Genomic DNA, 26,816 nt, shown 5'->3' with positions numbered 1-26,816 from the left:
CAAGGAGGACATATGGCAAACTGGGTACACGCAGAAGTCATCGAAAACCGACACTGGAACAAAGACTTGTTCAGCCTGGTGTTGGAAGCGGATGTTGCGCCGTTTACCGCCGGTCAATTTACCAAGCTAGCGATGGAAATTGACGGCAATATAATCCAGCGCGCCTATTCCTACGTAAACTCGCCGGGAAGCAAGTATATTGAGATATACGCTACCCGGGTGGCTGACGGCCAGCTTTCCCCTCGCCTTCACGCCCTTGAAAAGGGTGACAAACTGATGATTAACAAAGATGCCTCAGGTTTCTTTGTATTGGAGGAAATTCCACAAGGTGATCATCTCTGGATGATGGCAACCGGCACAGCACTTGGCCCCTATCTTTCCATTCTAGGCGAAGAGGAAGTATGGCAACGCTTTCGAAAAGTCGTACTGATCCATGCCGTGCGCTTTGCTGCTGACCTCAGCTACCAGGCCGAAATCAAGGCCCTGAAAAAACAACACCCGGATCGCCTGATTGTACAGAACTTTGTCAGCCGAGAGCCCCACGGAAATGCGCTTTCCGGACGCATTACCCACTCTCTCGCTGACGGTACACTGGAACGGATCGTCGGCCTGAAACTGTCACCGGAACAAAGCCAGATCATGCTGTGTGGTAACCCGGATATGGTCAAGGAAGTCCGTACTCTCCTCAATGAAAAAGGCCTTGAGAAAAATCTGAGACGTAAACCCGGTCACATCACCACAGAACACTACTGGTAACAGAGAAAGTGAGAAAGCCGTCCCGCTTTCTTATAAATGAGACAACAAAACGGTCAAAAAAACATCACTCCGGAAACAGTAAGTTAGCTTTTCCGGAGTAACTCCTTTTATTGGTCGTCTCATTTGTGAGACGACACCCCCGTTGTACTCACCTTTTTGCACTTTATATTGGAAGCGCAGTACCGCTTCCAGTTGCTCTGACAACAGATCAACATTCAGATTGTCCAAAACCGGGTAATGACAGGTAGCGGTGACGTTCACCAACGCGACAAAGGAGAGTTGCGATGACAACATTACCTTCATTTGACGAATTGAAGCGCTTGGCGGAAACCGATCCGCTACAACTGGAAGCGTTACGCATGTCACTGAGCGAATCGGTGATTAATGATGCTCCGGAAGAGAACCGCCCAAAACTTCGGGCCATGATGAGCCATATCAACCGTGTGATTGCGCATGGAAAGAACCCCAATCACGTTAATGCAATGCTGATGCGCGACCTGATGCGTCAGTTTGGCCGTTTCCAGAAATCCCTGACAAGCCCGGAAGAACTCGAAGAGAAAAAAGCGACAGTGCTTTCCTTCCCGCCCTCTGAACGTGAACCGGAGTGGCGATGATAACCTTACGGTCGACATCTATTCATACCGGTAATCCTAGTTACCGGTATGGCCTTTCACCTATCCGTTAAACTTCATTAAGCTGTTTGCTGAACGTCTCAGTATCCATCTCCCGGATATCCACCGTCATGCTGAATACAGCCGGGCAGTGGCCCACCAGCACAGACAACAACGCCTCACTCAACTGCTTTTTTTGTTCGGTACTCCTGCCACTGAGTATCGAGGCCTCAACATGTACAAAGGTAGCCTGGTTCTCCCGCTCACCAATAAGCCAGGTGTGGCAAGGATAAGCCCGGGTTTTCACTGCATCGGGTGAGAACAGGCCGGTATTGAGTGCAGCCCGGTGCAAATCTTCGACAAGTCCGCCTACATTAACCCGTTCTGCAACCGGGTCAGCATATTCAACAATGATATTAGGCATGGCGTATTCCTTCGCAACAGGCCGGGAAACAGGATGTTACCCGCATCCATCATTTCGCTAACATAGCGTTTTTATTCATATTGTTCACCATGAAAGCGACGGGAACAGGCACCGGATCACGCTGTCGGGTGAATGATTATTTTAACTATCTGCTTTTGTACCCTTCACATTTGCTCTCAAAACGAGTACAAACGGTGACATTCATGATTTTGGACAGGAAACACCGGCAGGCGAGCTGCTATCTTTTCTGTCGGATTTTTTATTTCATTGGACTGAGTTTGGAGGAAAACCTATGCGCCGTCCTGTGGTTATGGGTAACTGGAAACTTAACGGTAGCAAGGCAATGGTTTCAGATCTGATTAAGGGTCTGGACGCTGAGCTGAATGGTGTTGAAGGCGTTGACGTAGTTATCGCGCCACCTGTGATGTATGCAGACCTGGCAGAACAGCTGCTGGGCAAAGCAACGAACAAAATCTTCCTGGGCACCCAGAACGTTGACGTAAACGCCAGCGGCGCTTACACCGGCGATATCTCTCCAGAAATGCTGAAGGATTTCGGCGTAACTCACGTGATCATCGGTCACTCTGAGCGTCGTGAATACCACAACGAATCAGACGAGTTTGTTGCTAAGAAATTCGGCTTCCTGAAAGAAAACGGCCTGATCCCAGTATTCTGCATCGGTGAAACCGAAGCACAGAACGAAGCTGGCGAAACCAAAGCTGTATGTGCTCGTCAAATCGACGCAGTGATCAACATGCACGGTATCGAAGCACTGGAAGGTGCAATCATCGCTTACGAACCAATCTGGGCGATCGGTACTGGTAAAGCTGCGACTGCACAACAGGCACAAGATATCCACGCTGCTATCCGTGCACACCTGGCTTCTTACAGCGAAGAAGTTGCCAAGAAAGTTGTTATCCAGTACGGCGGTTCTGTTAAAGCTGAAAACGCTGCAGAACTGTTCGCGATGGAAGACATCGACGGCGCGCTGGTTGGTGGTGCTGCCCTGCAAGCTGCTGGTTTTGCGGCTATCGCTAAAGCGGCAGCTGCTGCAAAAGCATAATCCGTATCCGGATGAGAAAAGGGAGCCTCGGCTCCCTTTTTTGTACCTGAATATCTGGTGCGATACCTATTGGTATTACACCGCCCCTTCAAAACCCAGTTGCCGCCAGGCTTCATAGGCAATAATTGCTGCGGCATTGGAAAGGTTCAGGCTCCGGCTGGTTTTCTGCATTGGTATACGCAACCGCTGTTCAGCAGGCAGGCTCTCAATGATGCTTGCAGGAAGTCCCCGGGTTTCCGGCCCGAACATCAGGATATCCCCTTTTTTGAATACCGCGTCGGTATGGAACCCGGTTGCCTTGGTGGTACAGGCAAATATCCGTCGCCCTGCCATCGCGTTGAGAAAGTCCTCGTAACTTTTGTGCCGGGTGACCAATGCCAGGTCATGGTAGTCCAGGCCAGCACGTCTAACCTTTTTCTCTTCCAGGTCAAACCCCAGTGGCTCTATGAGGTGTAATTTCGCACCCGTGTTTGCACACAGGCGGATAATGTTACCGGTATTTGGGGCAATCTCCGGCTCATACAGGGCGATATCAAACATTCACACAGCATCCAGTTCTATATTTGGGGGCTATTCTGACAATCCACTCGCACTCAGGCAATGTTAGCCAGCGGCAAATACATAGAAACTTGCAGTCCCCCAAGATGGCTTCTCGATGCACTGACGCTGCCACTGTGTTGCCGGACTGCATTTTCAGTGATCGCCAACCCAAGGCCGGTTCCGCCACTTTGCCGGTCACGTGCAGTGGACACTCGGTAAAAAGGCCGGAAAATATCATTCAGCTCCTCATCCGGGACGCCACATCCGTCATCATCAACAGTTATTTCGAGTCGTTGGCCATTACAGGAAAAGGAGACGCTGACCTTGCTGTCTGCGTACTTAATGGCATTGCGGATAACGTTTTCCAATGCACTGCACATCATCGGCAGGTTAACCAGAAGCGGGAACGCCTCCAGCCCGTCGATTTCTAAATTCTGATTGTGCTGCTCTGCTTCAAACTGGGCATCTTCCAGCATTGTCAGCCAGAGTGATTCAGCATCAGTCAGCTCCCTCGATTCATGGCTGTTGACCTGCATCCGGGAAAGCGAAAGCAGATCGGCAATCATTTGTTCAAGGCGGTCTGCTTCCGTATCTATCCGGCTGAGCTCCTTGCTTTCCCCCTGTTTGCGGATAGCCAGGGCATTGGCCATACGAAGACGGGTAAGGGGCGAGCGAAGTTCATGGGAAATATCTGACAGCAGACGCTGTTGTCCGGTAATCATGCTGTCTACCGCCCCAACCATCTGGTTGAAGCTGGCACCGGCCTGCCTGAATTCACGCGGCCCTTTTTCAAGTAGCGGGTCAATGGAAAACTCTCCTTTCGCCACCCGTTCTGCCGCCATCTGAAGCCGACGGGCCGGTCGTGTTACCGCCCACGCAAGCCAGAGCAACAACGGTGTACTGACCAGCATGGTAGCCAGAAGCAACTGGACCGGGTTATCAAGCAGACGAATAAGGAACGGGGGCGGTTCACGCAACCGGCGGCCAATATACATCCAGCCCTGTTCCGGGCCGTCGCTTATCACGAAAGGCCCGGCCATCTGCCATGGGCCATACTGGCGGGTTAAAGGCCTTTTGGGATCATCAGACGAGCTGGCAAAATTACGGACAAACTTGTCACTGTGACGGCCGAGATCCAACACCACACCGTCGGTATCGGTGAAGTAGAGTTTTATCCCTTTCATGTGCTGGATTTTGCGATGATCACGGCTGAGGGCCCGGAGGCTGGTAATCATATCTCCGGGTTGCCGGGTCAGTGCTTTTGAAACCCTGCCGGCAATCTCATTCAGCTCCGCCGCCATTCGTGGGTTAACCGGTTCATAATTCCGCGGGTCCTGGTGCTGAACCACCAACACAGAAATAATCACCAGCAACAGGGTGAACCAGAAAATGGCAAATATTCTTGCTGTCAGGCTGCTGAACGGGAGAAACCTAACCAGCCGCTTTAACCTTGAACCAGGGTTGACCGCCATGCTTACTCCTCTACCAGCAGGTAACCCCGTCCACGCAGGGTTTTAATCCGGGGCTTTCCGTCTTCACGCTCAGGCAGTTTTTTACGCAGGTTGGATACATGCATGTCCACTGCCCGGTCAAATGGAGCCAGCCTCTTGCCCAACACATCAAGGCTGAGATCGGTTTTTGCCACCACCTGCCCCGGGCGTTCAACCAGGTATTGCAGCAGGGCCAGCTCAGTACCGGTTACCTCAACCGGCTCACCGCAGCAGAACAGCTCAAGCCGTCCTGGGTAAATAGTGAGATCCTGGTAGGTCAGGGTGTCCCCGGTGTGGCGTTCTTCCACCGACACCTTGGCCGTCCGACGAAGGATGGCCCGCATACGGGCCAGCAGTTCACGGTCACTGAAAGGCTTTGGCAGGTAATCATCCGCCCCCAACTCAAGTCCCATCACCCGGTCAATTTCCTCCCCCTTGGCAGTCAGCATCAGTACCGGCGTTTCATGGTTTTCACGCAAGCGGCGCAGGGTCTCCATCCCGCCCAGAACCGGCATCATCACATCCAGCAGGATAAGGTCGACGTTTTCATTGTGGCATTCCAAGCCCTGCTGACCATTGTGCGCAACAGTGACGTTAAAGCCCTCCAGCTCCAGGATGTCACTGAGCAGCCCTGTCAGCTCGGTATCGTCATCAATGATCAGGATGTTGGCCATAGTCTTTTCCCTGCAAGGTGATAGCGGTTATTCACAATTTGGATTATCAGCTTACCGTCGCCTCATCACCAGCGTCAAAACGCAGCTTTACCGGGTTTTACACAACTTTACATGCACCGTGCCCCAGTTTACGTAGCAGCACGTAACCTGTACTCACATCGCGGCATATTCCGCTGCGTACTGAACCCGGTAAGGAGAACACCTATGCGATTTTCTAAAAAGACAGTAGCAATGATAATGGCCCTTCCCCTGGCATTTGGTTCGGCATCAGCCTTCGCCTTCGGTGGCGGTCACGGTGGCCATGGTGAAAAAGGCGGATACGGTGGCCACGGTTGCATGATGGGCGGCAAGAAGATGTTCCGCCAGCTCGACCTGACCGACGACCAGAAAGACCAGCTCAAGCAAATGCGTGAGGAGATGCGGTCAAACAAAGGGCAACGTGGTGAAATGATGAAAGCAGCCCAGGCCAACCACCAGAAAATGCAGCAACTGCTGTTGGCAGACAACCTGGATGAAAGCGCAGTCAGAGCTTTGGCACAGGAAATGGCAAACCAGCAGGTCGAACGCCGTGTAGCAATGGCCGGCAATATGCACCAAATGTACTCAGTGCTGACACCGGAACAAAAAGCCAAGTTGCAAACACTACAGGCTGAACAGCAGCAGAAGTGCCAGGAAAAAATGGAAAAATGGGCTGATAAACAGCGCGGCTAACCCCAAACCTCCGTCATACTTCCCATACAGCCCCCTAAACGGGGCTGTATGCGTTGGGTGGCGTTTTGAAATGTGGTTAAATTTCATCGGAAAAGGGTTATACTTCACCCAATTGATGTTCGAATTTGACATGTTATGACGGAAAGATATCGGCGGCTTGTACAGGCTGCAGCCTGGACTGCCATGGTCGTTGCGACAGTACTTTTGGGTATCAAGCTGGTTGCTTGGTGGTATACCTCTTCGATGAGCCTTCTGGCCTCAGTGGTTGACTCTACCCTGGATATCCTCGCTTCTCTTACCAACCTGATTGTCATCCGTTTTGCCCTGCAACCCGCTGATGAAGAGCACAAATTCGGGCATGGCAAGGCTGAGTCACTGGCAGCACTTGCCCAGTCCACATTTATCGTTGGCTCAGCCTGTTTCCTTATTCTTCAAGGCATTGAACGCCTTTTCCGCCCTTCTGAACTCTCTGAACCCGGCTTTGGTATCTATGTCAGTATCGCTGCGATTGCACTGACTGGCGGATTGGTGATGTTCCAGAAATGGGTGGTACGTAAAACCGGCAGCCAGGCCATTGCCGCAGACTCCCTGCATTACCAGTCAGACCTGCTGATGAACGTGGCGATTATTGTTGCCCTTGCACTGAGCGCGTACGGTTTTATCTATGCAGATGCCGGGTTTGCGATCCTTGTCGGGATATTTATCCTATTCAGCGCCTACAAAATGGCGCGTGATGCGGTACAGTCTCTGCTCGACCACCAGCTTCCTCCGGAAGAAGAAGAAAAGATACTGACACTGGCTTCTGGCGTAGCCGGTGTCCATGGCGTCCATGACTTGAGAACCCGTCAGGCTGGCGTCACTCGATTTATCCAGCTCCACCTTGAACTGGACGATGAGCTCCCGCTCAAGGATGCCCACCTTATCGCTGATGAGGTTGAAGACCGTCTCGAAGTCGTCTTCCCGGGAGCCGATATCCTGATTCACCAGGACCCCGTTTCCGTTGTGAGAAACAGCCGCAGAGAGCAGGCTCAACTATAGGAATGACGGCTAAATTGGGAGGAAATATCAGCCCCAATAACGGATCCTGACATGAATCAACGAACTTTCTTAGCAAAGTTGTAATACTCTTACATAAGTAAAAAAGTTACAGTTTTCCGCTGGTGCTGGCAAAATAGCGAACTCGGCCAGGGCAAACACAACAGACGCCACAAACCGTCTGCATTAGGCCAAAGTAAACCGGCATCGGAAACCGGATTTAGAAAAAATTTCGATTCCAAAGATCAGAGGGTAACCATGGTTAGCAAGATTGGTGTATTGACCAGTGGCGGCGACGCCCCGGGTATGAACGCAGCCATCCGCGGTGTTGTCCGCGCGGCACTGAGTGAAGGCGTTGAAGTTTACGGTATTTACGACGGCTACCAGGGCCTGCACCAGAACCGTATTGAAAAACTGAACCGCAACAGCGTTTCTGACATTATCAACCGTGGCGGTACATTCCTGGGCTCAGCCCGTTTTCCGGAATTCCGCGATGAGAAAGTCCGCCTTCAGGCCATTCAAAACCTGAAGATGCACGGCATCGAGGCACTGGTTGTTATCGGTGGTGACGGCTCGTACATGGGTGCGAAGAAGCTGACCGAAATGGGTTACCCATGTATCGGCCTGCCAGGCACTATCGACAACGATGTTGCAGGCACTGACTACACTATCGGTTACATGACTGCACTGAACACAGTGATCGAAGCCATCGACCGCCTGCGTGATACCTCTTCTTCTCACCAGCGTATCTCTATTGTTGAGGTTATGGGCCGTCACTGTGGTGACCTGACCATGGCAGCAGCAATGGCCGGTGGTTGTGAGTACATCATCATCCCTGAAGTGGGTCTGGACAAAGACGCACTGCTGAGCAAGATCCGTGAAGGTATCTACAAGGGTAAGAAGCACGCTATCGTTGCCATTACCGAGCTGATGACTGATGTCAACGAACTGGCTAAGTTCATTGAAACTGAAACCGGCCGTGAAACCCGCGCCACTATCCTGGGCCACATCCAGCGTGGCGGCCAGCCTGTAGCATTCGACCGTATCCTGGCATCTCGTATGGGTGCGTACGCTGTTGAATTGCTGATGGCAGGTGAAGGCGGCCGTTGTGTGGGTGTACAGAACGATAAGATGGTACACCACGACATCATCGACGCTATCGAAAATATGAAGCGTCCATTCCGCGCTGACATCTACGAAACAGCCAACAAGCTGTTCTAATTTGTCTGCTCCGGAACCTAAAATGCCTGCCTTGTTGCAGGCATTTTTGTATCTGCCCGGTAAGGCTTGGCTAAAACCTGACGATCCCCCTAATTTCTCTGACAATCTTTTACATAACCGGGTCATCCCGCTAAGATAGCGTCGAGATTTTTGCCGTACCCGGCGTTACTGATGACAAAGGAACCATCCGTTCATGGCAGGTAACAAAAAAAATAACCGCCGCGAAGAAATCCTCCAGGCGCTTGCTGAAATGCTGGAATCCAACCAGGGCAGTCAGCGTATTACCACAAAAATGCTTGCTGAGCAGGTGGGTGTTTCTGAAGCTGCGCTGTACCGTCACTTCCCAAGCAAGGCACGGATGTTTGAAGGACTGATTGAGTTTATCGAAGACTCCATCATGAGCCGCATCAACCGGATTCTGGATGATGAAAAGGACACCATGCAGCGGCTGCGCCTGATCACCCAGCTTCTCCTGGGCTTCAGTGAACGCAACCCGGGTCTGAGCCGTATCATGACAGGCCATGCCCTGATGTTTGAACAGGAACGCCTGCAAGGCCGTATCAACCAGTTTTTCCAGCGCATTGAAACCCAGCTCCGCCAGGTAATGCGAGAGCGCCAGCTTCGCGAAGGCAAAGGCTGGCCAATGGATGAAGCCATTCTTGCTTCACACCTTTTGAGTTTTGCAGAAGGCAGCATCTGCCGTTTCGTCCGTTCCGGTTTCCAGCAAAAGCCAACTGCCAATTTCGAGCAGCACTGGCGCCTGCTTTCCCACCAGCTTGAAGGCCTGCCACTGGCGGTTTAAAGAACAAACGTAAAGGAGGCTGTTCTGCCTCCTTTTTACCGGCCAATTACCCAATTCGGTTCCATCAAAAAACCTTGCTGCTCTGGCTGATTTTCACCAGGTTGTTCAGTACCTGCTCGTCCGTCACCAAAGGATCGGTAAAATACTGGTGAAGCTCATTAAGCATGGCATTGCGGATGATAGGGTTGATTGCCATTGAGTCTGAAAAGCTCGGAACGGCAGTCCCGAAATCAACGGCTGCATCAAAATCCCGCCGCGATTGGATCGCACAGCGGTTAAAGCCGGTTAGGGGTATATCGCTGTACACGGGTATAGACCCCTTTACCCGGTTGAAATCCTGAAGGAAACGGCTTGTTGAAAGCGTTTCAACCAACTGCTGGGCATCCTGCACACTGATTGACCGGGTACGCATCAGTGCCAGGCTGTCGATGTTATAGATAAACCCGGGCTGGATGGCAGGAGCCGCAAGGCACTCGATATCCTCTGGTAACTTCCCGCTTTCATCCAACAACTCTCCGGCAACCCAGTCACCGCCAAACTGCATCGCATACTGCCCGGCCCGCAATCCGGCAGAAGCTTCATCCCAGGCTTTGCTCTCCGGCTGTCCGACAGTCTGCCCGATTCTCCGGTAGAGTGACAATGCGTTGCGGGTTGTGTCGCTCAAAAGTGCCTGTATATCCAAGTCAATGAACAGGCGACGGTAATACTCCGCACCGCCCAGGCCAAAGGCAATGTTCTCAAACAGCTGTGCGCTCTGCCAGGGGTCATTACCTATCGCGAGCCCAGGCTGGCCTTTCTCCGACAGTGCCTCCAATGCAGAGGCTATACCATCCCAGGAATCCGGTACCATAATCCCGCCATCCCCAAGGACACGAGAATTGACCCAGACCCAGTTAAGCCGGTGCAAGGTTACCGGCAGGGCAACCCTGGCTTCCTGGAAACGGTGGATCTCGTCAATAAATGAAGGCAACCCGGGTAACTCATCCTGCACGGTAAGGGGCATCAATAACCCAAGGGCCGCCCATGAAGAGATGGTGGGCCCCTGCAACAAAGCCATATGGGGAGGGTTGCCTGATATTGTCCTCGCCTGCAGGATCGCCCGCGCACTGTCCCCTCCCCCTCCAGGGATAGGGGCATTCAGCAATAACAGGCCTTTTTCACGCAAAGAGCTGTCTATCTCCGACACTGCGTTCATTTCACCTTTGGACGTCCACCAGTGGAGAAACTCCACCTGCCCGGCGAAAACAGGCCAAGAGAGGGAGATAACCCCAAAAAGTAAAACCGATTTCAAAACGCGCATTATCTGGACCTCGCCAATGTCACCCTGGCCACCAGCCCACCTTCCGGATGGTTAAACACAACAAGGTCACCACCATGTACCCGGGCAATACTGCGTGAAATCGTCAGCCCAAGACCGGAGCCCATTCCTTGGTCTGGTCGGGCCCGAAAATACGGTTCAAAAACTTTCTCTAGTAATCTGTCATCAATTCCCGGCCCGGCATCATGGATATCGATGGTATATACCGAAGGGGTCGCCATGGCAGATATCGCCAGCCTCTCACCGTATTTAACACCATTATCAATGACATTCATCAGGCAACGACGCAGAGCCAGGGGCTTGGCCAGGTAGGGAAGTGAATCTGGCATGTCGAATATGACTCTCTGTTTTTCCTGGTTATATTCCCTTGCGCACTGTTTCAGTAACATCGCCAGGTCAAGGGGTTCAACTTCCTCATGGATATCGGTATCCCGAATACACTGCAGGGCATTTTTCAGCATCATATCCATATCATTGAGGAGTTTCTCAAAGCGGATCCGGGTGTCATCATCCTCCAGCATGTCGGCACGGAGCTTCAGGCACGCCAGCGGGGTTCGAATATCATGAGACAGCGCACTGAAAAGAGTTTCCCTGTCTTCTATATAACGCTGGATACGCTTGTTCATTTTATTAAATGCATGGACTGCGCTGCGTAACTCTCCCGCGCCGTCTTCCGGGATCTCATCCACCGTCAGGCGTGCACTCATCAAGGTAGCAGCCCGTGCCAGGGAGCGTATTGGCTTAAGCTCGCGGCGTATAACGCGGGCAGTGAAAGCCATCAAAAGAACGGAAGCAATCACCAAGAACAGGTATTGCCTGGGCTCAAGCACACTTGAGGCAAAATAGGAATAAGGCACCGGGAGTGTTGTTGCCAGGTATAGCCACTCACCCTCAGAGATTTCCATCTGGAATATCAGTACCGGAAGGTCAAAGTCGCCCAGTGCCATACTGTATTTCGTCCAGAGCTTGGGGACTTCATCAAGCCGTATCCCGGTATTGAAAACCCTGACTTCATCCCTGGAGGTAATATTGACGACCGTGCGCATCTCATTGCCAAGCAGCCTGTTCAGGTGTTCACGGGCATACCGGACTGCCAGTTCATTCACTTCAGTGTCCCTGCTGTTTTTATTGGGGATATGCCGGTCATTCAGGGAAATGAAAAAGCGGGAGCCACCGGTTTCGAGCAATTGGTTGAGTACCAGGTGGCGGTAGTTATTTGGCAATGAGCGGAAGTAATCGACGGTCCCAGCTGCTGTATCAACAATATCGTTGATAGCCCGGTTAATATCATCGGTCCGGCTCTGTTTTATGGACTGCAACCAGATTGCTCCCGCTATCAGTTCAGCAAACACGATCAATGCAATGACCGAGAAACTGATCCGGAAAGAGAGTGTATTGCCAAGCCCCTGGGCGTCACCTCGCACTTTCACGATTCAACAATTCTATCAACAGCAAACATATACCCTTTGTTCCTGACGGTTACGATGATGTTTCTGCCGTCATCATTGAGGTGTTTGCGCAGTCTGCTCATTTGGACGTCAATTCCACGCTCAAAGGGGTCCATTTCTCTCCCCCACAGCGTCTTGGAGATTTCATCGCGACTGAAAAGGTAATTCGGTTTCTGGATAAACAGGCTAAGCAGGGAAAAATCACTGCCTGACAGTTGGACGGTACGGCCGGAATCATGAACCAGTTGGCGTTTTGCCCGGTCAAACGTCCAGGACAGAAAATGTACCCGGACCGAATGGGTACTGCTGTTGGTAAAGTGGCTGCGACGCAGTAGCGCTTTGATTCTGGCCAGCAGTTCCCTTGGACTGAATGTCTTTGTGATGTAATCGTCAGCCCCTACTTCCAGCCCGGCTATACGATCATGTTCATCAGTTACTGCGGTCAGCATAATAATCGGTACATATGATGTACGGCGAATTTGGGCACAGAGTGTCAGGCCATCTTCCCCGGGCAACATGATATCCAGGATCACCAAGTTTGGTTCCCCCTTTTCTAACTGCTGCCACATCGCTTCTCCATCAGGGGCTGTCCAAACCTCAAACCCAGCCCGAGCCAGATATTCGCTTAACGCATCCCGGATCTCGGCACTGTCGTCAACAATCAATATGGTTTTCTTTTCCATCGTCGCCCACTCCCTGGACTGATATGCGCAGTCAAATTTTTATACACTCCATCGATCCCGGCAGTCATATTCCCGACAGGAAATTGTGAGCCGCCACCCGCCTTTTCATACTCATTTCTCCCTTTTGTAAGCAAACACTTACAAAGCAATCACAGTTGCTTACTTGCACAACCTTTTCTCCCGGTACAGTGAAACGGTCTTACTCAAACAATCAAGGAAGACCCTATGATTTCTTACACATTTGGAATACTTCAGCGTATCGGTCGGTCGCTGATGCTGCCGGTGGCAGTCCTTCCCATCGCGGGCTTGCTGCTAGGTATAGGCTCAGCTAATTTTTCTTTCCTGCCGGAGATTGTTTCCCAGATCATGGCTAAGTCCGGGGATGCAGTCTTCAGTAACCTGGCATTGATCTTTGCAATTGGTGTCGCTTTGGGGCTGAGCGATAACGATGGTGCTGCCGGCCTGGCCGCAACTGTCGGTTTTGCGATCTTAGTGGCAACCATGGGAGTAATCGCCCAGGCAAACGGTATCGAAACCTCACAGGTACTCGGCATTCCGACGCTGAATACCGGTGTGTTCGGCGGGATCGTAATTGGCGTAATTGCGTCAGTTATGTACAAAAAGTTCCACAACATCCAGTTGCCAGAATACCTTGGCTTCTTTGCCGGTAAACGTTTTGTACCAATTGTCACAGGCCTTTCGGCAATCATTGTGGCCGTAGTAATGAGCTACGTCTGGCCCCCAATTGGTGGTGCCATCAATACGTTTTCCCATTGGGCGGCTTACCAGAACCCAACCCTGGCTTTCGGTATCTACGGCTTTGTAGAACGCTCTCTTATTCCTTTCGGCCTGCACCACATCTGGAACGTCCCATTCTTCTTTGAAGTTGGTGAATACATGAACCCGGAAACCGGGGCGGTTATCAAAGGTGAAATCCAGCGTTACCTGGCCGGAGACCCAACCGCAGGGAACCTGGCAGGTGGTTACATGTATTCCATGTGGGCCCTGCCAGCTATCGGCCTGGCAATTTACCACTCAGCACGCAAAGAAAAGCGGGCTCTTGTCGGCGGTATCATGCTGTCCGCAGCACTGACCTCCTGGCTGACTGGTATTACCGAACCTATGGAGTTTTCTTTCCTCTTCGCGGCACCGGTGCTTTACGTTATCCACTGTATTTTTACCGGCCTTGGTTTTGCCTTGGTTACTGCCTTGGATATTCACCACAGCGTGACCTTTGCCCACGGTGCAATTGATTTCCTGATCTATTACCCACTGTCAAAGAACGCCTGGCTGTTCATCCTTATCGGCCCTCTTTGGGCGCTGATGTACTACTCCGTCTTCCGAGTGCTGATTGCCAAACTCAACCTGATGACTCCGGGACGCGAAAGTAAGGAAGATGAAATCAGTGCAGCTGTACAGGTAGACGGTGAACTGGCCCAGCAAATCATCGTTGCACTCGGCACTAAAGACAACATCAAGCATGTTGATGCCTGTATTACCCGCCTCCGTGTCACCGTCTTCGAGATCTCACTCGTAGACAGTGAAAAGCTCAAGGCTCTCGGAGCCAGGGAAGTCCTTGTCGTTGGTAACAGCCTTCAAGCGATATTTGGCACCCGCTCAGACAGCATCAAGAGTGAAATAAACCAGGTACTTGTAGCCTCATAATTCCCCCCAACAAAAACGGGAGCTTAAGCTCCCGTCTTCACACTTTATGAAATAGTTAGATTCCGTACTGAGCTCGGTAAGCTTTTACCGCATCCAGATGCTCGTTATCCCCACGCTCTTCGAGGTAAGTAACCAGATCACCAAGGCTGACAATGGAAATCACCTTACAGCCGAAATCTCGTTCCACTTCCTGAATTGCTGACAGCTCACCCTTGCCACGTTCCTGGCGGTCAATGGCAACCAGGACTCCGGCCAGATCCGCACCATTTGCCTGGATGATTTCCATTGATTCACGAATGGCGGTTCCAGCAGTTATAACATCGTCAACCAGCATAATGCGGCCTTCCAGCGCACTGCCCACCAGGTTGCCACCTTCGCCGTGGTCTTTAGCTTCCTTACGGTTGAAGCAATACGGTGTGTCCACATCGTGATGTTCTGCCAGCGCAACAGCTGTTGTCGTCGCAATAGGGATCCCCTTGTAGGCAGGACCGAACAGCACGTCGTATTCCACTTTGGCATCAACCAGCGCTTCAGCGTAGAAACGGCCCAGCTTTGCCAGGTCGCGACCGGTATTGAACAGACCGGCGTTAAAGAAGTAAGGGCTCTTGCGGCCAGACTTCAGGGTAAACTCACCAAATTTCAGAACCTGCTTTTCCAATGCAAACTCGATGAATTGACGCTGATACGCTTTCATTTTTTCTCCTGATATTCCTTTGTATTCCAACATACCCGGAAATAGGTTTTCCGGTTAAAAAAAAGCGGCTCCAACAGGAAGCCGCTTTTAAAATCACGATGCCAACGATGCCTTCTGCACCGTGACAATATGCTCAATCCCCTGACGGGCCAGCGCAAGCATTTCCATAAGCTCTTCCTGACTGAATGGCGCACCCTCTGCAGTGCCCTGCACTTCAATCATATTGCCGTCTTCCAGCATGACTACGTTCATGTCGGTTTCAGCCGCTGAGTCTTCCACGTACTCCAGGTCACAAACTGCAGTACCTTCAAAGATACCAACAGAGACAGCAGCAACATGACCCTTCATTGGGTTTTCTTTCAGTTTGCCATCAGCAACAAGCTTGTTCAGGGCATCAGCCAGCGCAACACTTGCACCAGTGATAGAAGCAGTACGGGTACCGCCATCAGCCTGGATAACGTCACAGTCAACAGTAATGGTGTAATCACCCAGTTTGCCAAGATCTACGGCTGCACGCAGGCTACGGGCGATCAGGCGCTGGATTTCCATTGTGCGGCCACCCTGTTTGCCGTTTGCTGCTTCACGGCGCATACGGGAATGGGTAGAACGTGGCAGCATGCCGTATTCAGCAGTAATCCAGCCTTGGTTCTGGCCTTTCAGGAAGCGAGGCACACCGTCTTCTACAGTGGCGGTACAAATCACTTTGGTGTTACCGAACTCAACCAGGACTGAACCTTCAGCATGGCAAGTAAAGTTACGGGTAATAGAAACAGGACGAACCTCGTGGTTTGCTCTTCCGCTTGGGCGCATAGCTTCACCTTTAATTAAAGTCTGTCGACTGAGTGGGATGAATTGACCGGCGATTATAGCGGTTTCTTTGAAGCAGCGCGAATAGTGCGCACAATATTGCCTCCCTTCTTTTAGAAAAAAGATGAAAGCAAATTCCAATATCAATAAAACGTGCTCACGCCTGCGAATCTCTATCCAAATAACTGACTTAGCTGACGCCCCGGCGCCCGTGGCGTATAATCAGCATCAAATTTGACCAATGAAGCCATATCATGATCCACAGCATGACAGCGTATGCCCGACGCGAAATTAAGGGCGACTGGGGTACAGCCGCCTGGGAAATTCGTTCGGTAAACCAGCGTTATCTTGAAACTTACCTGCGTCTGCCGGAGCAATTCCGTTCTCTGGAACCGGTTCTTCGCGAACGTTTCCGTCAACGACTGGCCCGCGGTAAAGTTGAATGCAGCCTGCGCTTTGAAGCCAACCCAGCAGCCAACACCGAGCTGAAGATCAATGAATCCCTGGCCCAGCAGGTAATTAACGCCGCCAAGTGGGTAAAAGACACTACAGGTGAAGGCAGCATCAACCCATTCCAGGTTCTGCAATGGCCCGGCGTGCTCGAGACTCCAGAGCAGGATATGGATGCAATCAATAAAGCCCTGCTGGAAGCCTTTGACGAAGCGATCAAAGATTTCATCGCGGCCCGTTTGAGCGAAGGCAACAACATCAATGCGATGATCGAGCAGCGCCTGGATGCGATCAGCGAAGAAGTGGTTAAAGTGCGCGCCAAAATGCCGGAGATCCTGGCCTGGCAACGTGACCGAATCCACAGCCGCTTCGAAGAAGCCAAGGTGGAACTGGAAGCTGGCCGCGTAGAGCAGGAAATGATCCTGATGGCACAGAAGGTTGATGTAGCAGAAGAGCTGGATCGACTGGATTCACACGTGATTGAAACCCGCAAAGTACTGAAAAAAGGCGGAGCCTGTGGCCGACGCCTGGACTTCATGATGCAGGAGTTCAACCGAGAGTCGAACACCCTGGCTTCCAAGTCTATCAATACCGAAGTCACTGCTTCTGCTGTTGAGCTGAAGGTACTTATCGAACAGATGCGCGAGCAGATCCAGAATATTGAATAAGCTCGATTCTGTCTTTTTTACGATAAAACCGGCGCAAGCCGGTTTTTTTGTATTGGCGAGAGCTGCACAAGGCTTTTTCTCGCCACGCACCACTCCGTACTCGCCACTGCTCTTCGCTACCCTGCTTTCCCAGGACACTGTCTTCCCAGGTCCGGTTTCTTTTCCCAAAACGCAAAAAAGCCCTGACCGTCAGGTCAGGGCTTTTTCTAATTTAAAGCCTGGCGATGTCCTACTCTCACATGGGGAGACCCCACACTACCATCGGCGCTATTGCGTTTCACTTCTGAGTTCGGCATGGGTTCAGGTGGAGCCACAATGCTATGGTCGCCAGACAAATTCGGTACAATCTTGAAAGCTGATGTCTTCTAGCGTGTTCTCTTACACATTCAAGATGTTTGATTCTCTTGAGTACGCACAAAACCCCTTGGGTGTTGTATGGTTAAGCCTCACGGGCAATTAGTACAGGTTAGCTCAACGCCTCACAGCGCTTACACACCCTGCCTATCTACGTCGTAGTCTCCGACAACCCTTTAGGACACTTAAAGTGTCAGGGAGAACTCATCTTGAGGCTCGCTTCCCGCTTAGATGCTTTCAGCGGTTATCGATTCCGAACTTAGCTACCGGGCAATGCCACTGGCGTGACAACCCGAACACCAGAGGTTCGTCCACTCCGGTCCTCTCGTACTAGGAGCAGCCCCTCTCAATTCTCCAACGCCCACGGCAGATAGGGACCGAACTGTCTCACGACGTTCTAAACCCAGCTCGCGTACCACTTTAAATGGCGAACAGCCATACCCTTGGGACCGACTTCAGCCCCAGGATGTGATGAGCCGACATCGAGGTGCCAAACACCGCCGTCGATATGAACTCTTGGGCGGTATCAGCCTGTTATCCCCGGAGTACCTTTTATCCGTTGAGCGATGGCCCTTCCATTCAGAACCACCGGATCACTATGACCTGCTTTCGCACCTGCTCGAACCGTCATTCTCGCAGTCAAGCGGGCTTATGCCATTGCACTAACCTCACGATGTCCGACCGTGATTAGCCCACCTTCGTGCTCCTCCGTTACTCTTTGGGAGGAGACCGCCCCAGTCAAACTACCCACCAGGCACTGTCCTCACCCCGGATAACGGGGCCAAGTTAGAACATCAAACATACAAGGGTGGTATTTCAAGGATGGCTCCACGGCAACTGGCGTCACCGCTTCAAAGCCTCCCACCTATCCTACACATGTAGGCTCAATGTTCAGTGCCAAGCTGTAGTAAAGGTTCACGGGGTCTTTCCGTCTAGCCGCGGGTACACAGCATCTTCACTGCGATTTCAATTTCACTGAGTCTCGGGTGGAGACAGCGTGGCCATCATTACGCCATTCGTGCAGGTCGGAACTTACCCGACAAGGAATTTCGCTACCTTAGGACCGTTATAGTTACGGCCGCCGTTTACCGGGGCTTCGATCAAGAGCTTCATCCGAAGACTAACCCCATCAATTAACCTTCCGGCACCGGGCAGGCGTCACACCGTATACGTCTTCTTTCGAATTTGCACAGTGCTATGTTTTTAATAAACAGTTGCAGCCACCTGGTATCTGCGACTGCCTTCAGCTCCATCCGCAAGGGACTTCACCAAGGGCAGCGTACCTTCTCCCGAAGTTACGGTACCATTTTGCCTAGTTCCTTCACCCGAGTTCTCTCAAGCGCCTTGGTATTCTCTACCCGACCACCTGTGTCGGTTTGGGGTACGGTTACTGATAACCTGAAGCTTAGAGGCTTTTCCTGGAAGCATGGCATCAATGACTTCACCACCGTAGTGGCTCGACATCAGGTCTCAGCCTTAAGAGAAACCGGATTTACCTAATTTCTCAGCCTACACCCTTGAACCGGGACAACCGTCGCCCGGCCCACCTAGCCTTCTCCGTCCCCCCATCGCAGTTATCAGCAGTACGGGAATATTAACCCGTTTCCCATCGACTACGCCTTTCGGCCTCGCCTTAGGGGCCGACTCACCCTGCCCCGATTAACGTTGGACAGGAACCCTTGGTCTTCCGGCGAGGAGGTTTTTCACCCCCTTTGTCGTTACTCATGTCAGCATTCGCACTTCTGATACGTCCAGCACACCTTACAGTGCACCTTCAGCCGCTTACAGAACGCTCCCCTACCCAATACGATAAATCGCATTGCCGCAGCTTCGGTGTATCGCTTAGCCCCGTTACATCTTCCGCGCAGGCCGACTCGACCAGTGAGCTATTACGCTTTCTTTAAATGATGGCTGCTTCTAAGCCAACATCCTGGCTGTCTGGGCCTTCCCACATCGTTTCCCACTTAGCGATAACTTTGGGACCTTAGCTGGCGGTCTGGGTTGTTTCCCTCTCCACGACGGACGTTAGCACCCGCCGTGTGTCTCCCGGATAGTACTTACTGGTATTCGGAGTTTGCAAAGGGTTGGTAAGTCGGGATGACCCCCTAGCCTTAACAGTGCTCTACCCCCAGTAGTATTCGTCCGAGGCGCTACCTAAATAGCTTTCGGGGAGAACCAGCTATCTCCGAGTTTGATTGGCCTTTCACCCCTAGCCACAAGTCATCCGCTAATTTTTCAACATTAGTCGGTTCGGTCCTCCAATTGATGTTACTCAATCTTCAACCTGCCCATGGCTAGATCACTCGGTTTCGGGTCTAATTCCAGCAACTGCACGCCCAGTTAAGACTCGGTTTCCCTACGGCTCCCCTATGCGGTTAACCTTGCTACTGAAATTAAGTCGCTGACCCATTATACAAAAGGTACGCAGTCACCCAACAAGTGGGCTCCCACTGCTTGTACGTACACGGTTTCAGGTTCTATTTCACTCCCCTCACAGGGGTTCTTTTCGCCTTTCCCTCACGGTACTGGTTCACTATCGGTCAGTCAGGAGTATTTAGCCTTGGAGGATGGTCCCCCCATCTTCAGACAAGATAACACGTGTCCCGTCCTACTCGTTTTCACGCTAAAAGCATTGTCGTGTACGGGGCTGTCACCCTGTATCGCGCCACTTTCCAGAGGCTTCCACTAACACTTAAAACGCTTAAGGGCTAATCCGGGTTCGCTCGCCGCTACTGCCGGAATCTCAGTTGATTTCTTTTCCTCGGGGTACTTAGATGTTTCAGTTCTCCCGGTTCGCCTCGCTGCGCTATGTATTCACGCAGCGATACTGGCTTATGCCAGTGGGTTTCCCCATTCGGACATCCCAGACTCAAGTGGCTTTTACTGCCTTATCTGGGCTTATCGCAAGTTAATACGTCCTTCATCGCCTCTGACTGCCAAGGCATCCACCGTGTACGCTTAGTCACTTAACCATACAACCCGAAGGAGTTTCGAGTCATACGTTGACCAAGATTTGGTTTTCGCCGTACTCAAATTGAGTTGTGCTATAAAGCACTACCAAAACACTTGAATGTGTTTGCGATTTGTCTTCACTTTTAAAAAAGTGAAAGCAAAACATTTGAGAACTTTGTTCATCACTTCCTAAGAAGTTCAGAACAGATTCAACATTGTTGAATCTACTAGTCAGCTTTCCAGATTGTTAAAGAGCTATTCTCTTTCGAGAATCAACGCAAAAGCGTTAATCAATGACAACATCATTGATTAGCGCTTTCACTACTTAAACATTTAACCAGTGCAATCTGTGTGGACACTCATGAAGCAGTTTAGGTAAGGAGGTGATCCAGCCCCAGGTTCCCCTAGGGCTACCTTGTTACGACTTCACCCCAGTCATGAATCACACCGTGGTAAACGCCCTCCCGAAGGTTAAGCTATCTACTTCTGGTGCAACCCACTCCCATGGTGTGACGGGCGGTGTGTACAAGGCCCGGGAACGTATTCACCGTGGCATTCTGATCCACGATTACTAGCGATTCCGACTTCATGGAGTCGAGTTGCAGACTCCAATCCGGACTACGACATACTTTCTGGGATTCGCTCCACCTCGCGGTCTCGCTGCCCTCTGTATATGCCATTGTAGCACGTGTGTAGCCCTACTCGTAAGGGCCATGATGACTTGACGTCGTCCCCACCTTCCTCCGGTTTATCACCGGCAGTCTCCCTGGAGTTCCCGACATGACTCGCTGGCAAACAAGGATAAGGGTTGCGCTCGTTGCGGGACTTAACCCAACATTTCACAACACGAGCTGACGACAGCCATGCAGCACCTGTCTCAGAGCTCCCGAAGGCACACTCGAATCTCTTCAAGCTTCTCTGGATGTCAAGAGTAGGTAAGGTTCTTCGCGTTGCATCGAATTAAACCACATGCTCCACCGCTTGTGCGGGCCCCCGTCAATTCATTTGAGTTTTAACCTTGCGGCCGTACTCCCCAGGCGGTCTACTTAACACGTTAGCTCCGAAAGCCACACCTTATAGGCACAACCTCCAAGTAGACATCGTTTACGGCGTGGACTACCAGGGTATCTAATCCTGTTTGCTCCCCACGCTTTCGCATCTGAGCGTCAGTCTTTGTCCAGGGGGCCGCCTTCGCCACCGGTATTCCTCCAGATCTCTACGCATTTCACCGCTACACCTGGAATTCTACCCCCCTCTACAAGACTCTAGCCTGCCAGTCTCAAATGCAACTCCCAGGTTAAGCCCGGGGCTTTCACATCTGACTTAACAGACCGCCTGCATGCGCTTTACGCCCAGTAATTCCGATTAACGCTCGCACCCTCCGTATTACCGCGGCTGCTGGCACGGAGTTAGCCGGTGCTTCTTCTGCAGCTAACGTCAAATGGTGCAGCTATTAACTACACCACCTTCCTCACTGCTGAAAGTGCTTTACAACCCGAAGGCCTTCTTCACACACGCGGCATGGCTGCATCAGGGTTTCCCCCATTGTGCAATATTCCCCACTGCTGCCTCCCGTAGGAGTCTGGACCGTGTCTCAGTTCCAGTGTGGCTGATCATCCTCTCAGACCAGCTAGGGATCGTCGCCTTGGTGAGCCATTACCCCACCAACTAGCTAATCCCACTTGGGCTCATCTCTGGGTGCGAGGCCCGAAGGTCCCCCGCTTTGGTCCGTAGACATTATGCGGTATTAGCTACCGTTTCCAGTAGTTATCCCCCGCCCAGAGGCAGATCCCCAAGCATTACTCACCCGTCCGCCGCTCGCCGCCCAACAACGCTCCCGAAGGATTGTTGTTGTCGCTGCCGCTCGACTTGCATGTGTTAGGCCTGCCGCCAGCGTTCAATCTGAGCCATGATCAAACTCTTCAATTAAAGTTTTTTCAAACCCGAAGGTTTGGCTCAATGAATACTGATTCTATTTGTCTCCGCTTTTTAGAAAAAAGCAGAAGCAAAAAATCTATTTTCATAGATAGAATTGACTGTGCCGATATTCCTTTTCAGGAATCTCGTTTGGTCACTCGATTCATTGAATAAATCTTTTATTCTGTTTCAACGAGTGCCCACACAGATTGCATGGTCAAATTGTTAAAGAGCAATATCGACGTTAGCGTACGTTATCCTGAGACTTCGTTTTACCGCTTTCGTGACCGGAGTCACACTCCGTTCCCCGTCGACAGGAGCGCAGTATAGAGATCTGAAATTTTCGTGCAACCCTTTTTTCGGAAAAAATTCATCGAATGGTCACGAAGGCAGCGAAAGGGGCAAAAAAGGCACTTTTTGGTTACTTTCCGTACCAGAAAGCTCGCCAAATCTGGGTTGGAGACGAATAAAAGAAAAGCTCTTCCAAAGTTTTCTTTTGTTTTTCCACTATCTGTACTGTTGTGAAAACGACCAAGCAGGCAAATTTCTCTATATATATAGAAAGAAAGCCCGGCAATAAGCCGGGCTTCCATCAGAAAATGCCTTTCTTCTTTAATTTTTGCACTGAAGCCATCTTCTGGTTCAGTACCTCCCCGGCTTCTTCCTGTGGAGTCTCTGATTCTGCTGGCATTACTTTACCTGCAGACAGGTTCCGGATCAGCGAGCTCTGGGCAGTCAGCATGGCTTTTAGCTCTGCAATTTCCCTTTGCATACTTAGCTGTCGTATCTCACTGGCAAGTTGCTGCTTTAAAGCATCTATCTCACCAGCAAGATTTCCGGTTTCTGCGACCACAGGTTTTGGCTGTGCAGCAATGTCATCCCGCAGTTGTCGCAACTCATCCAGCAATACATCACTGGCTTGCTGTCCACTCTCCTCTTCCTTTATAGAGAAAGCATCTGCGAGTTGCTCTTTAAGAGACTGAAGTTCAGCCATAACCGGCGTGTTATCTGACGCTTCTTTAATAGCAGTCAGGGTATCGGTATCTACCATAGGTGCATGCTGTTCACTGTCGAGTTTGAGGCCGCAGTTGCGAAGCTGGTTTTTCAGCATCTCAATATTGACGGTCTCGTCACCCAAAGAGGTCGCCAGCAGATCGCAAAGCGCCGGGCTCAACAGGTACAGATACATCCCGGACAGGTAGATATTTTTGTGCATGTGCAGGTTGCGGTGCAGCTCCATCCCGGAAGTCGGGTTGATAGCCAGCTCTTTCCGCTCCTGTACCCACTGGCGCAACACGCCGACCGCATAACGGTCGGACTGTGATTTCACCGGATCAAGAAAGATGGAATAGTTAACCCGCTTGAGCTGGTTACTCATCATCTACCTCAACCAGGGTTTCGGCTGCCACTTCCACAGCACCTTCCAGGTCAGAGTGATACATGCAAAGTTCACGCGCCAGAGCAGACTGGGCATCATTGATAAGTACCACACGATCACCCAGGGTCTCATAAGCTTGCATGATAGCCGGGAAGATCAGCGACGCACCGCCGCCAACCAGGTATACGCGATTAGGGTTTTTAGCAAACTTTTTGGCCTCATAAGCAACCGCAGCACCCAGCTCGTCAATTTTGGTATTGATTTTGTGCAGGATGATGTCAATTTGCTCTTCGTCGTTAACCACTTCTTTTACAAAAGAGAGGTCATGACGGCGCTTGATGAGCTCATTGGCAACCAGGTAGCTTGAGTCACTGTCCGCAGTAGCCAGTGCTTTGCGTGCTGCTGCGGTGACCATAGATACGCCGATTTCATTGTTGCCGTATACGGCAGAAACATCATCAAACTCGCCAACCACAATACCCATATCCAGGGTCGTACCACCACAGTCAACAACCAGAGACCGGGTGAACTCATTGCAGTTGGAGTTCATCAGGGTAGACATCACTGCAGGCAGGCTTTCCGGCATCACTTCTACATCAACGATCTTGAACAGCTCACCTTTGTTGAGGCGGATGTCACGCATCAGGTTCTGGCGCTTTTTCTCGATCTTGGCTTCATTGCGCTGGCAGTCTTCAGAGTTGTAGAACTCGGTGATAGGCAGGGTTACCACCAGAGTGACCGGCTGTGGGTCAAGACCGGTCTGCAAAAGGGCATGGTGTACCGCCAGCAGGTTCAGGTTGTCGTACTGGTAATCTACGTGTGTGGTTTCCAGTGCTTTGTCGGATGTTGCATCGTAAGTGTACTTGGTGCTGCCGATTTCGTAGTTATAGACCTTTTTGTCTTTACGCAGGGCTGCACTTTTCCAGTCTTTACGGAAAGAGTTAGGAGACACCACAGTCTTGAGTTGGTTGTTCTCAATCCAGCTGACTTTCACATTGGTTGAGCCGTCATCTACTGCAATTTTTAACGTTGAAACCGCCATCTTACTTCTCATATTCCAAGACGCAGACACAGGACAGGGCTACGGGGCTATGCCCATAACCATCCATCCATCCCTGGCTGAGAAAGCGTCGTTACAGTTAGGAAACACGGGTTCCGGCCAACGGCCTTCTCCTACCCCGCGAGTCAGTGTGGGGGCGGAATTGTACACCTTACCGCCTCCCCCATCAGCTCCCGTCAGGCCCAATCTGGCTCTGCCGAAAGCAGGGTTTTGAATACTCAGGACTTTTAATTCCCAGTCATCACTTCAAGCCGTGAGACCGGCTGGTTTTCCTCGGCAAACCGCTTGGCATTTGAAATCGCTGAACCTGGCGGCTTGGAATTGGGGCCATGACCAAACAGACCGATCAGCTGCTTATCAGCGTCCTTTGTCAGTACCAGGATCTCTATCCGGCGGTTCAGGCCGCTGTCCGGCTTTTTCGGGTCAATCGGCATCCGGTCTGACATGGCTGCCACCTGGAGCACATTACGATCCGGCAGGCCGGAATCAACCAGCAACTGGCGGGCTTTAAGGGCTCGCTCACCGGACAAATCCCAGTTGTTGTAATTCTTGGTGACGTACCGGGTTGCGTCGGTATAACCACTTATCACCAGGCGGTTTTTGATTCGGCCGAGAACCGGTGCCAGGCTATAAAGCATATCCTTGAAAAACGGTGTTATCTGGGCACTTCCCCGCCGGAACATATAACGGTGCTGGTTATCGTGCAGCACGATACGGAGCCCCTGAGGCACCGCCTCAATCGCAATATTGTCACCGGCGGCCATCTCATTGAGCATCTTGCTGAGCGTTTTCGCCAGGGTGGCAAGCTCGGCTGCATTCAGGTATTTCCCCTGGATCATGGACAGCATCTTGTCCTTGTCGCCGGCTCCTTTTCCGTGCTCACCGTTCGGCAATTGCTCGTGAAGGGCATTACCCAGTTTATTATTGCCATCCACCCGGGACAGAGCCGGACTGTCAAACGGTGATGCTTCCCCGCCAAAGTCGATAGGGAAAGGGCTGTTGCTGATATCGAAGATGTTGTCCATCTCGTTAAACACGCTGGACTTTTGCATCATAAACTGGATTTGCTGGCGCTCATCCTGAGTGGCAATCTCCATAATCCACATCACCATAAAGAACGCCATCATAGCGATGGCGAAGTCGGCAAAGGCCACCTTCCACGCCCCGCCATGGCCTTCATCGTGGCCACCGCGACGGCGCTTCTTGATAATGATGATGGTTGGTTCTTCCTTACTGCTCATGGTTTAGTCCCGTGCCATCCAGCCTTCCATTTCCACGAAGGTCGGCTTGTATTCGCTGTGCAGCAGCTTACGGCCGGCATCAAGAGCGAGAATGGTTGGCTTGCCCTGAACCTGGGCTACCAGAACGGCAGACACCATGCGAAGCCCCATGATTTCCTTGTGGACAAGGCCGGCGATACTGGATGAAAGAGGGTCAAAAACACCGTAGGACATCAATACACCGATAAAGGTACCCACCAGCGCCGCAGCCACTTTCACACCGATCATGGTCAGTGGGCCACCGATGTTCTGCATGGTTACCACGATACCCAAAACTGCCGCCACGATACCGAAGCCGGGCATGGCTTCACCGGTTTTACCAATCGCGCGGGACGGACGCATCAGGTCTTCTTCCAGCGCCTCAATTTCCATTTCAAGGGCAGCTTCCAGGTCGTGGTGGCTCATTTTCCCCATCGCCATCATCCGGAGGTTGTCGGTGATAAAGGCAAGCATCACGTTGGACTTCAACACATCCGGGTAGCGGGTAAAAATGTCGCTGCCAGTCGGGTTTTCAATATGGTCATCAAGCTTTTTGATGCCGTCCTTGCGCACCACCTCAAGAAGCTCATACATCAGCTCCAACAGGCTTTTGAAAAAATCCTTGTTGTAAGATTTGCCAAACAGCATCTTGATCCGCACAAGGATGTTTTTGAGTACATATGCCGGGTTTGCAACCACCATGGCACCCACGGCTGCACCGATAATGATGATCATTTCTGCCGGTTGCCACAATGCGGCAACCTTACCGTGTGCTTCAAGGAAACCGGCCAGCACACAGCCAAAAACGATAATAAAACCAATGATTACTTGCATCT

Annotated in this window: 22 protein-coding genes and 3 rRNA genes; 9 read left to right on the top strand and 16 right to left on the bottom strand. The window is 51.5% G+C overall.

The window, feature by feature from the left end:
- Window positions 1-12 precede the first annotated feature (12 nt).
- Both NF212_RS00880 and NF212_RS00875 read left to right on the top strand, forming a co-directional pair.
- Window positions 13-756: an FAD-binding oxidoreductase gene (locus NF212_RS00880; protein ID WP_434358012.1), complete on the top strand. Its 744-nt coding sequence runs from the start codon at window positions 13-15 to the stop codon at window positions 754-756.
- A 284-nt stretch (window positions 757-1,040) separates the two neighbouring features.
- Complete coding sequence (locus tag NF212_RS00875; RefSeq protein WP_434358010.1) at window positions 1,041-1,370, top strand: DUF3135 domain-containing protein; 330 nt, start codon at window positions 1,041-1,043, stop codon at window positions 1,368-1,370.
- 67 nt (window positions 1,371-1,437) lie between these two features.
- Here NF212_RS00875 and NF212_RS00870 read toward each other — a convergent pair whose 3' ends face one another.
- Window positions 1,438-1,791 (bottom strand): 5-carboxymethyl-2-hydroxymuconate Delta-isomerase, encoded by a 354-nt coding sequence (locus NF212_RS00870; protein ID WP_434358008.1) that lies wholly within the window; start codon window positions 1,789-1,791, stop codon window positions 1,438-1,440.
- 292 nt (window positions 1,792-2,083) lie between these two features.
- Between NF212_RS00870 and tpiA the strand changes: the two genes are divergently transcribed.
- Complete coding sequence (tpiA, locus tag NF212_RS00865) at window positions 2,084-2,854, top strand: triose-phosphate isomerase (protein ID WP_434358006.1); 771 nt, start codon at window positions 2,084-2,086, stop codon at window positions 2,852-2,854.
- Between the two features lie 75 nt (window positions 2,855-2,929).
- Here tpiA and trmL read toward each other — a convergent pair whose 3' ends face one another.
- The 3 genes from trmL to NF212_RS00850 are packed head-to-tail and all read right to left on the bottom strand — an operon-like array spanning window position 2,930 to window position 5,558.
- On the bottom strand, window positions 2,930-3,394 hold the full coding sequence (gene trmL, locus NF212_RS00860) for a tRNA (uridine(34)/cytosine(34)/5-carboxymethylaminomethyluridine(34)-2'-O)-methyltransferase TrmL (RefSeq protein WP_434358004.1): 465 nt from the start codon (window positions 3,392-3,394) through the stop codon (window positions 2,930-2,932).
- Window positions 3,395-3,447: 53 nt separating this feature from the next.
- Complete coding sequence (gene cpxA / locus NF212_RS00855; protein WP_434358001.1) at window positions 3,448-4,866, bottom strand: envelope stress sensor histidine kinase CpxA; 1,419 nt, start codon at window positions 4,864-4,866, stop codon at window positions 3,448-3,450.
- A 2-nt stretch (window positions 4,867-4,868) separates the two neighbouring features.
- Window positions 4,869-5,558 (bottom strand): response regulator, encoded by a 690-nt coding sequence (locus NF212_RS00850; RefSeq protein WP_434357999.1) that lies wholly within the window; start codon window positions 5,556-5,558, stop codon window positions 4,869-4,871.
- Between the two features lie 204 nt (window positions 5,559-5,762).
- Here NF212_RS00850 and NF212_RS00845 point away from each other — a divergent pair, with 204 nt between their 5' ends.
- The 4 genes from NF212_RS00845 to slmA all read left to right on the top strand — a co-directional run bounded on the left by NF212_RS00845 (window position 5,763) and on the right by slmA (window position 9,327).
- Window positions 5,763-6,269 (top strand): CpxP family protein, encoded by a 507-nt coding sequence (locus NF212_RS00845; protein WP_434357997.1) that lies wholly within the window; start codon window positions 5,763-5,765, stop codon window positions 6,267-6,269.
- A 135-nt stretch (window positions 6,270-6,404) separates the two neighbouring features.
- A complete protein-coding gene (gene fieF, locus NF212_RS00840; protein WP_434357995.1) occupies window positions 6,405-7,307 on the top strand; it encodes a CDF family cation-efflux transporter FieF in 903 nt (300 codons plus the stop codon).
- A gap of 255 nt (window positions 7,308-7,562) precedes the next feature.
- A complete protein-coding gene (gene pfkA, locus NF212_RS00835) occupies window positions 7,563-8,525 on the top strand; it encodes a 6-phosphofructokinase (RefSeq protein ID WP_054673656.1) in 963 nt (320 codons plus the stop codon).
- Between the two features lie 193 nt (window positions 8,526-8,718).
- Window positions 8,719-9,327 (top strand): nucleoid occlusion factor SlmA, encoded by a 609-nt coding sequence (slmA, locus tag NF212_RS00830; RefSeq protein WP_434357992.1) that lies wholly within the window; start codon window positions 8,719-8,721, stop codon window positions 9,325-9,327.
- A 64-nt stretch (window positions 9,328-9,391) separates the two neighbouring features.
- Here the strand turns inward: slmA and NF212_RS00825 are convergent, their stop codons facing one another.
- From NF212_RS00825 to NF212_RS00815, 3 genes are read right to left on the bottom strand one after another with little or no spacing between them, the layout of a single operon-like run.
- Window positions 9,392-10,627 carry an ABC transporter substrate-binding protein gene (locus tag NF212_RS00825; protein WP_434357990.1) on the bottom strand — a complete coding sequence of 412 codons (1,236 nt, stop codon included), beginning with the start codon at window positions 10,625-10,627 and terminating at the stop codon, window positions 9,392-9,394.
- Window positions 10,627-12,075: a sensor histidine kinase gene (locus NF212_RS00820; protein WP_434357988.1), complete on the bottom strand. Its 1,449-nt coding sequence runs from the start codon at window positions 12,073-12,075 to the stop codon at window positions 10,627-10,629. The genes NF212_RS00825 and NF212_RS00820 overlap by 1 nt, the downstream gene beginning before the upstream one ends.
- Complete coding sequence (locus NF212_RS00815) at window positions 12,072-12,776, bottom strand: response regulator transcription factor (protein ID WP_434357986.1); 705 nt, start codon at window positions 12,774-12,776, stop codon at window positions 12,072-12,074. Before NF212_RS00815 ends, NF212_RS00820 begins: the two co-directional genes overlap by 4 nt.
- A 225-nt stretch (window positions 12,777-13,001) precedes the next feature.
- On the opposite strand from NF212_RS00815, the gene ptsG reads away from it, so the two are divergent.
- Window positions 13,002-14,441, top strand: coding sequence for a glucose-specific PTS transporter subunit IIBC (gene ptsG, locus NF212_RS00810; RefSeq protein WP_434357985.1), 1,440 nt, complete (start codon window positions 13,002-13,004; stop codon window positions 14,439-14,441).
- A 55-nt stretch (window positions 14,442-14,496) separates the two neighbouring features.
- On the opposite strand, the gene pyrE is transcribed toward ptsG, so the two are convergent.
- Together pyrE and rph are read right to left on the bottom strand one after the other, a co-directional pair.
- The gene (pyrE, locus tag NF212_RS00805; protein WP_434357983.1) at window positions 14,497-15,135 is read right to left on the bottom strand and encodes an orotate phosphoribosyltransferase; all 639 of its coding nucleotides are present in this window, start codon (window positions 15,133-15,135) and stop codon (window positions 14,497-14,499) included.
- 93 nt (window positions 15,136-15,228) lie between these two features.
- Window positions 15,229-15,945 (bottom strand): ribonuclease PH, encoded by a 717-nt coding sequence (gene rph / locus NF212_RS00800; protein ID WP_434357981.1) that lies wholly within the window; start codon window positions 15,943-15,945, stop codon window positions 15,229-15,231.
- A 251-nt stretch (window positions 15,946-16,196) separates the two neighbouring features.
- Here rph and NF212_RS00795 point away from each other — a divergent pair, with 251 nt between their 5' ends.
- Window positions 16,197-17,060, top strand: coding sequence for a YicC/YloC family endoribonuclease (locus NF212_RS00795; protein WP_434357979.1), 864 nt, complete (start codon window positions 16,197-16,199; stop codon window positions 17,058-17,060).
- 216 nt (window positions 17,061-17,276) lie between these two features.
- On the opposite strand, the gene rrf is transcribed toward NF212_RS00795, so the two are convergent.
- The 7 genes from rrf to motA form a co-directional block, all read right to left on the bottom strand.
- Window positions 17,277-17,392: ribosomal RNA gene (rrf, locus tag NF212_RS00790) — 5S ribosomal RNA — on the bottom strand.
- 103 nt (window positions 17,393-17,495) lie between these two features.
- Window positions 17,496-20,386, bottom strand: a 23S ribosomal RNA gene (locus tag NF212_RS00785).
- 356 nt (window positions 20,387-20,742) lie between these two features.
- Window positions 20,743-22,295 (bottom strand): 16S ribosomal RNA (locus tag NF212_RS00780).
- Together the 16S, 23S and 5S rRNA genes form the textbook arrangement of a ribosomal RNA operon.
- 580 nt (window positions 22,296-22,875) lie before the next feature.
- Window positions 22,876-23,664, bottom strand: coding sequence for a hypothetical protein (locus NF212_RS00775; protein WP_434357977.1), 789 nt, complete (start codon window positions 23,662-23,664; stop codon window positions 22,876-22,878).
- Window positions 23,654-24,703, bottom strand: a complete 1,050-nt coding sequence (gene parM / locus NF212_RS00770) for a plasmid segregation protein ParM domain-containing protein (protein ID WP_434357975.1) — start codon at window positions 24,701-24,703, stop codon at window positions 23,654-23,656. Before parM ends, NF212_RS00775 begins: the two co-directional genes overlap by 11 nt.
- A 245-nt stretch (window positions 24,704-24,948) precedes the next feature.
- The gene (locus NF212_RS00765) at window positions 24,949-25,962 is read right to left on the bottom strand and encodes a flagellar motor protein MotB (RefSeq protein ID WP_434357973.1); all 1,014 of its coding nucleotides are present in this window, start codon (window positions 25,960-25,962) and stop codon (window positions 24,949-24,951) included.
- A gap of 3 nt (window positions 25,963-25,965) precedes the next feature.
- Window positions 25,966-26,814, bottom strand: a complete 849-nt coding sequence (gene motA / locus NF212_RS00760; protein ID WP_434357971.1) for a flagellar motor stator protein MotA — start codon at window positions 26,812-26,814, stop codon at window positions 25,966-25,968.
- Window positions 26,815-26,816 lie beyond the last annotated feature (2 nt).

This window comes from Parasalinivibrio latis, from assembly GCF_036825535.1.
Taxonomy (GTDB): domain Bacteria; phylum Pseudomonadota; class Gammaproteobacteria; order Enterobacterales; family Vibrionaceae; genus Parasalinivibrio; species Parasalinivibrio latis.
This window is presented reverse-complemented; position numbering and strand designations above follow the sequence as displayed.

Coding starts and splice junctions, on each gene's coding strand:
- tpiA (WP_434358006.1), top strand. CDS start 2,084: ATGCGCCGTCCTGTGGTTATGGGTAACTGGAAACTTAACGGTAGCAAG.
- ptsG (WP_434357985.1), top strand. CDS start 13,002: ATGATTTCTTACACATTTGGAATACTTCAGCGTATCGGTCGGTCGCTG.
- NF212_RS00765 (WP_434357973.1), bottom strand. CDS start 25,962: ATGAGCAGTAAGGAAGAACCAACCATCATCATTATCAAGAAGCGCCGT.
- slmA (WP_434357992.1), top strand. CDS start 8,719: ATGGCAGGTAACAAAAAAAATAACCGCCGCGAAGAAATCCTCCAGGCG.
- trmL (WP_434358004.1), bottom strand. CDS start 3,394: ATGTTTGATATCGCCCTGTATGAGCCGGAGATTGCCCCAAATACCGGT.
- NF212_RS00815 (WP_434357986.1), bottom strand. CDS start 12,776: ATGGAAAAGAAAACCATATTGATTGTTGACGACAGTGCCGAGATCCGG.
- NF212_RS00850 (WP_434357999.1), bottom strand. CDS start 5,558: ATGGCCAACATCCTGATCATTGATGACGATACCGAGCTGACAGGGCTG.
- NF212_RS00880 (WP_434358012.1), top strand. CDS start 13: ATGGCAAACTGGGTACACGCAGAAGTCATCGAAAACCGACACTGGAAC.
- NF212_RS00875 (WP_434358010.1), top strand. CDS start 1,041: ATGACAACATTACCTTCATTTGACGAATTGAAGCGCTTGGCGGAAACC.
- pyrE (WP_434357983.1), bottom strand. CDS start 15,135: ATGAAAGCGTATCAGCGTCAATTCATCGAGTTTGCATTGGAAAAGCAG.
- rph (WP_434357981.1), bottom strand. CDS start 15,945: ATGCGCCCAAGCGGAAGAGCAAACCACGAGGTTCGTCCTGTTTCTATT.
- NF212_RS00825 (WP_434357990.1), bottom strand. CDS start 10,627: ATGCGCGTTTTGAAATCGGTTTTACTTTTTGGGGTTATCTCCCTCTCT.
- fieF (WP_434357995.1), top strand. CDS start 6,405: ATGACGGAAAGATATCGGCGGCTTGTACAGGCTGCAGCCTGGACTGCC.
- NF212_RS00775 (WP_434357977.1), bottom strand. CDS start 23,664: ATGATGAGTAACCAGCTCAAGCGGGTTAACTATTCCATCTTTCTTGAT.
- motA (WP_434357971.1), bottom strand. CDS start 26,814: ATGCAAGTAATCATTGGTTTTATTATCGTTTTTGGCTGTGTGCTGGCC.
- pfkA (WP_054673656.1), top strand. CDS start 7,563: ATGGTTAGCAAGATTGGTGTATTGACCAGTGGCGGCGACGCCCCGGGT.
- parM (WP_434357975.1), bottom strand. CDS start 24,703: ATGGCGGTTTCAACGTTAAAAATTGCAGTAGATGACGGCTCAACCAAT.
- NF212_RS00845 (WP_434357997.1), top strand. CDS start 5,763: ATGCGATTTTCTAAAAAGACAGTAGCAATGATAATGGCCCTTCCCCTG.
- NF212_RS00795 (WP_434357979.1), top strand. CDS start 16,197: ATGATCCACAGCATGACAGCGTATGCCCGACGCGAAATTAAGGGCGAC.
- cpxA (WP_434358001.1), bottom strand. CDS start 4,866: ATGGCGGTCAACCCTGGTTCAAGGTTAAAGCGGCTGGTTAGGTTTCTC.
- NF212_RS00870 (WP_434358008.1), bottom strand. CDS start 1,791: ATGCCTAATATCATTGTTGAATATGCTGACCCGGTTGCAGAACGGGTT.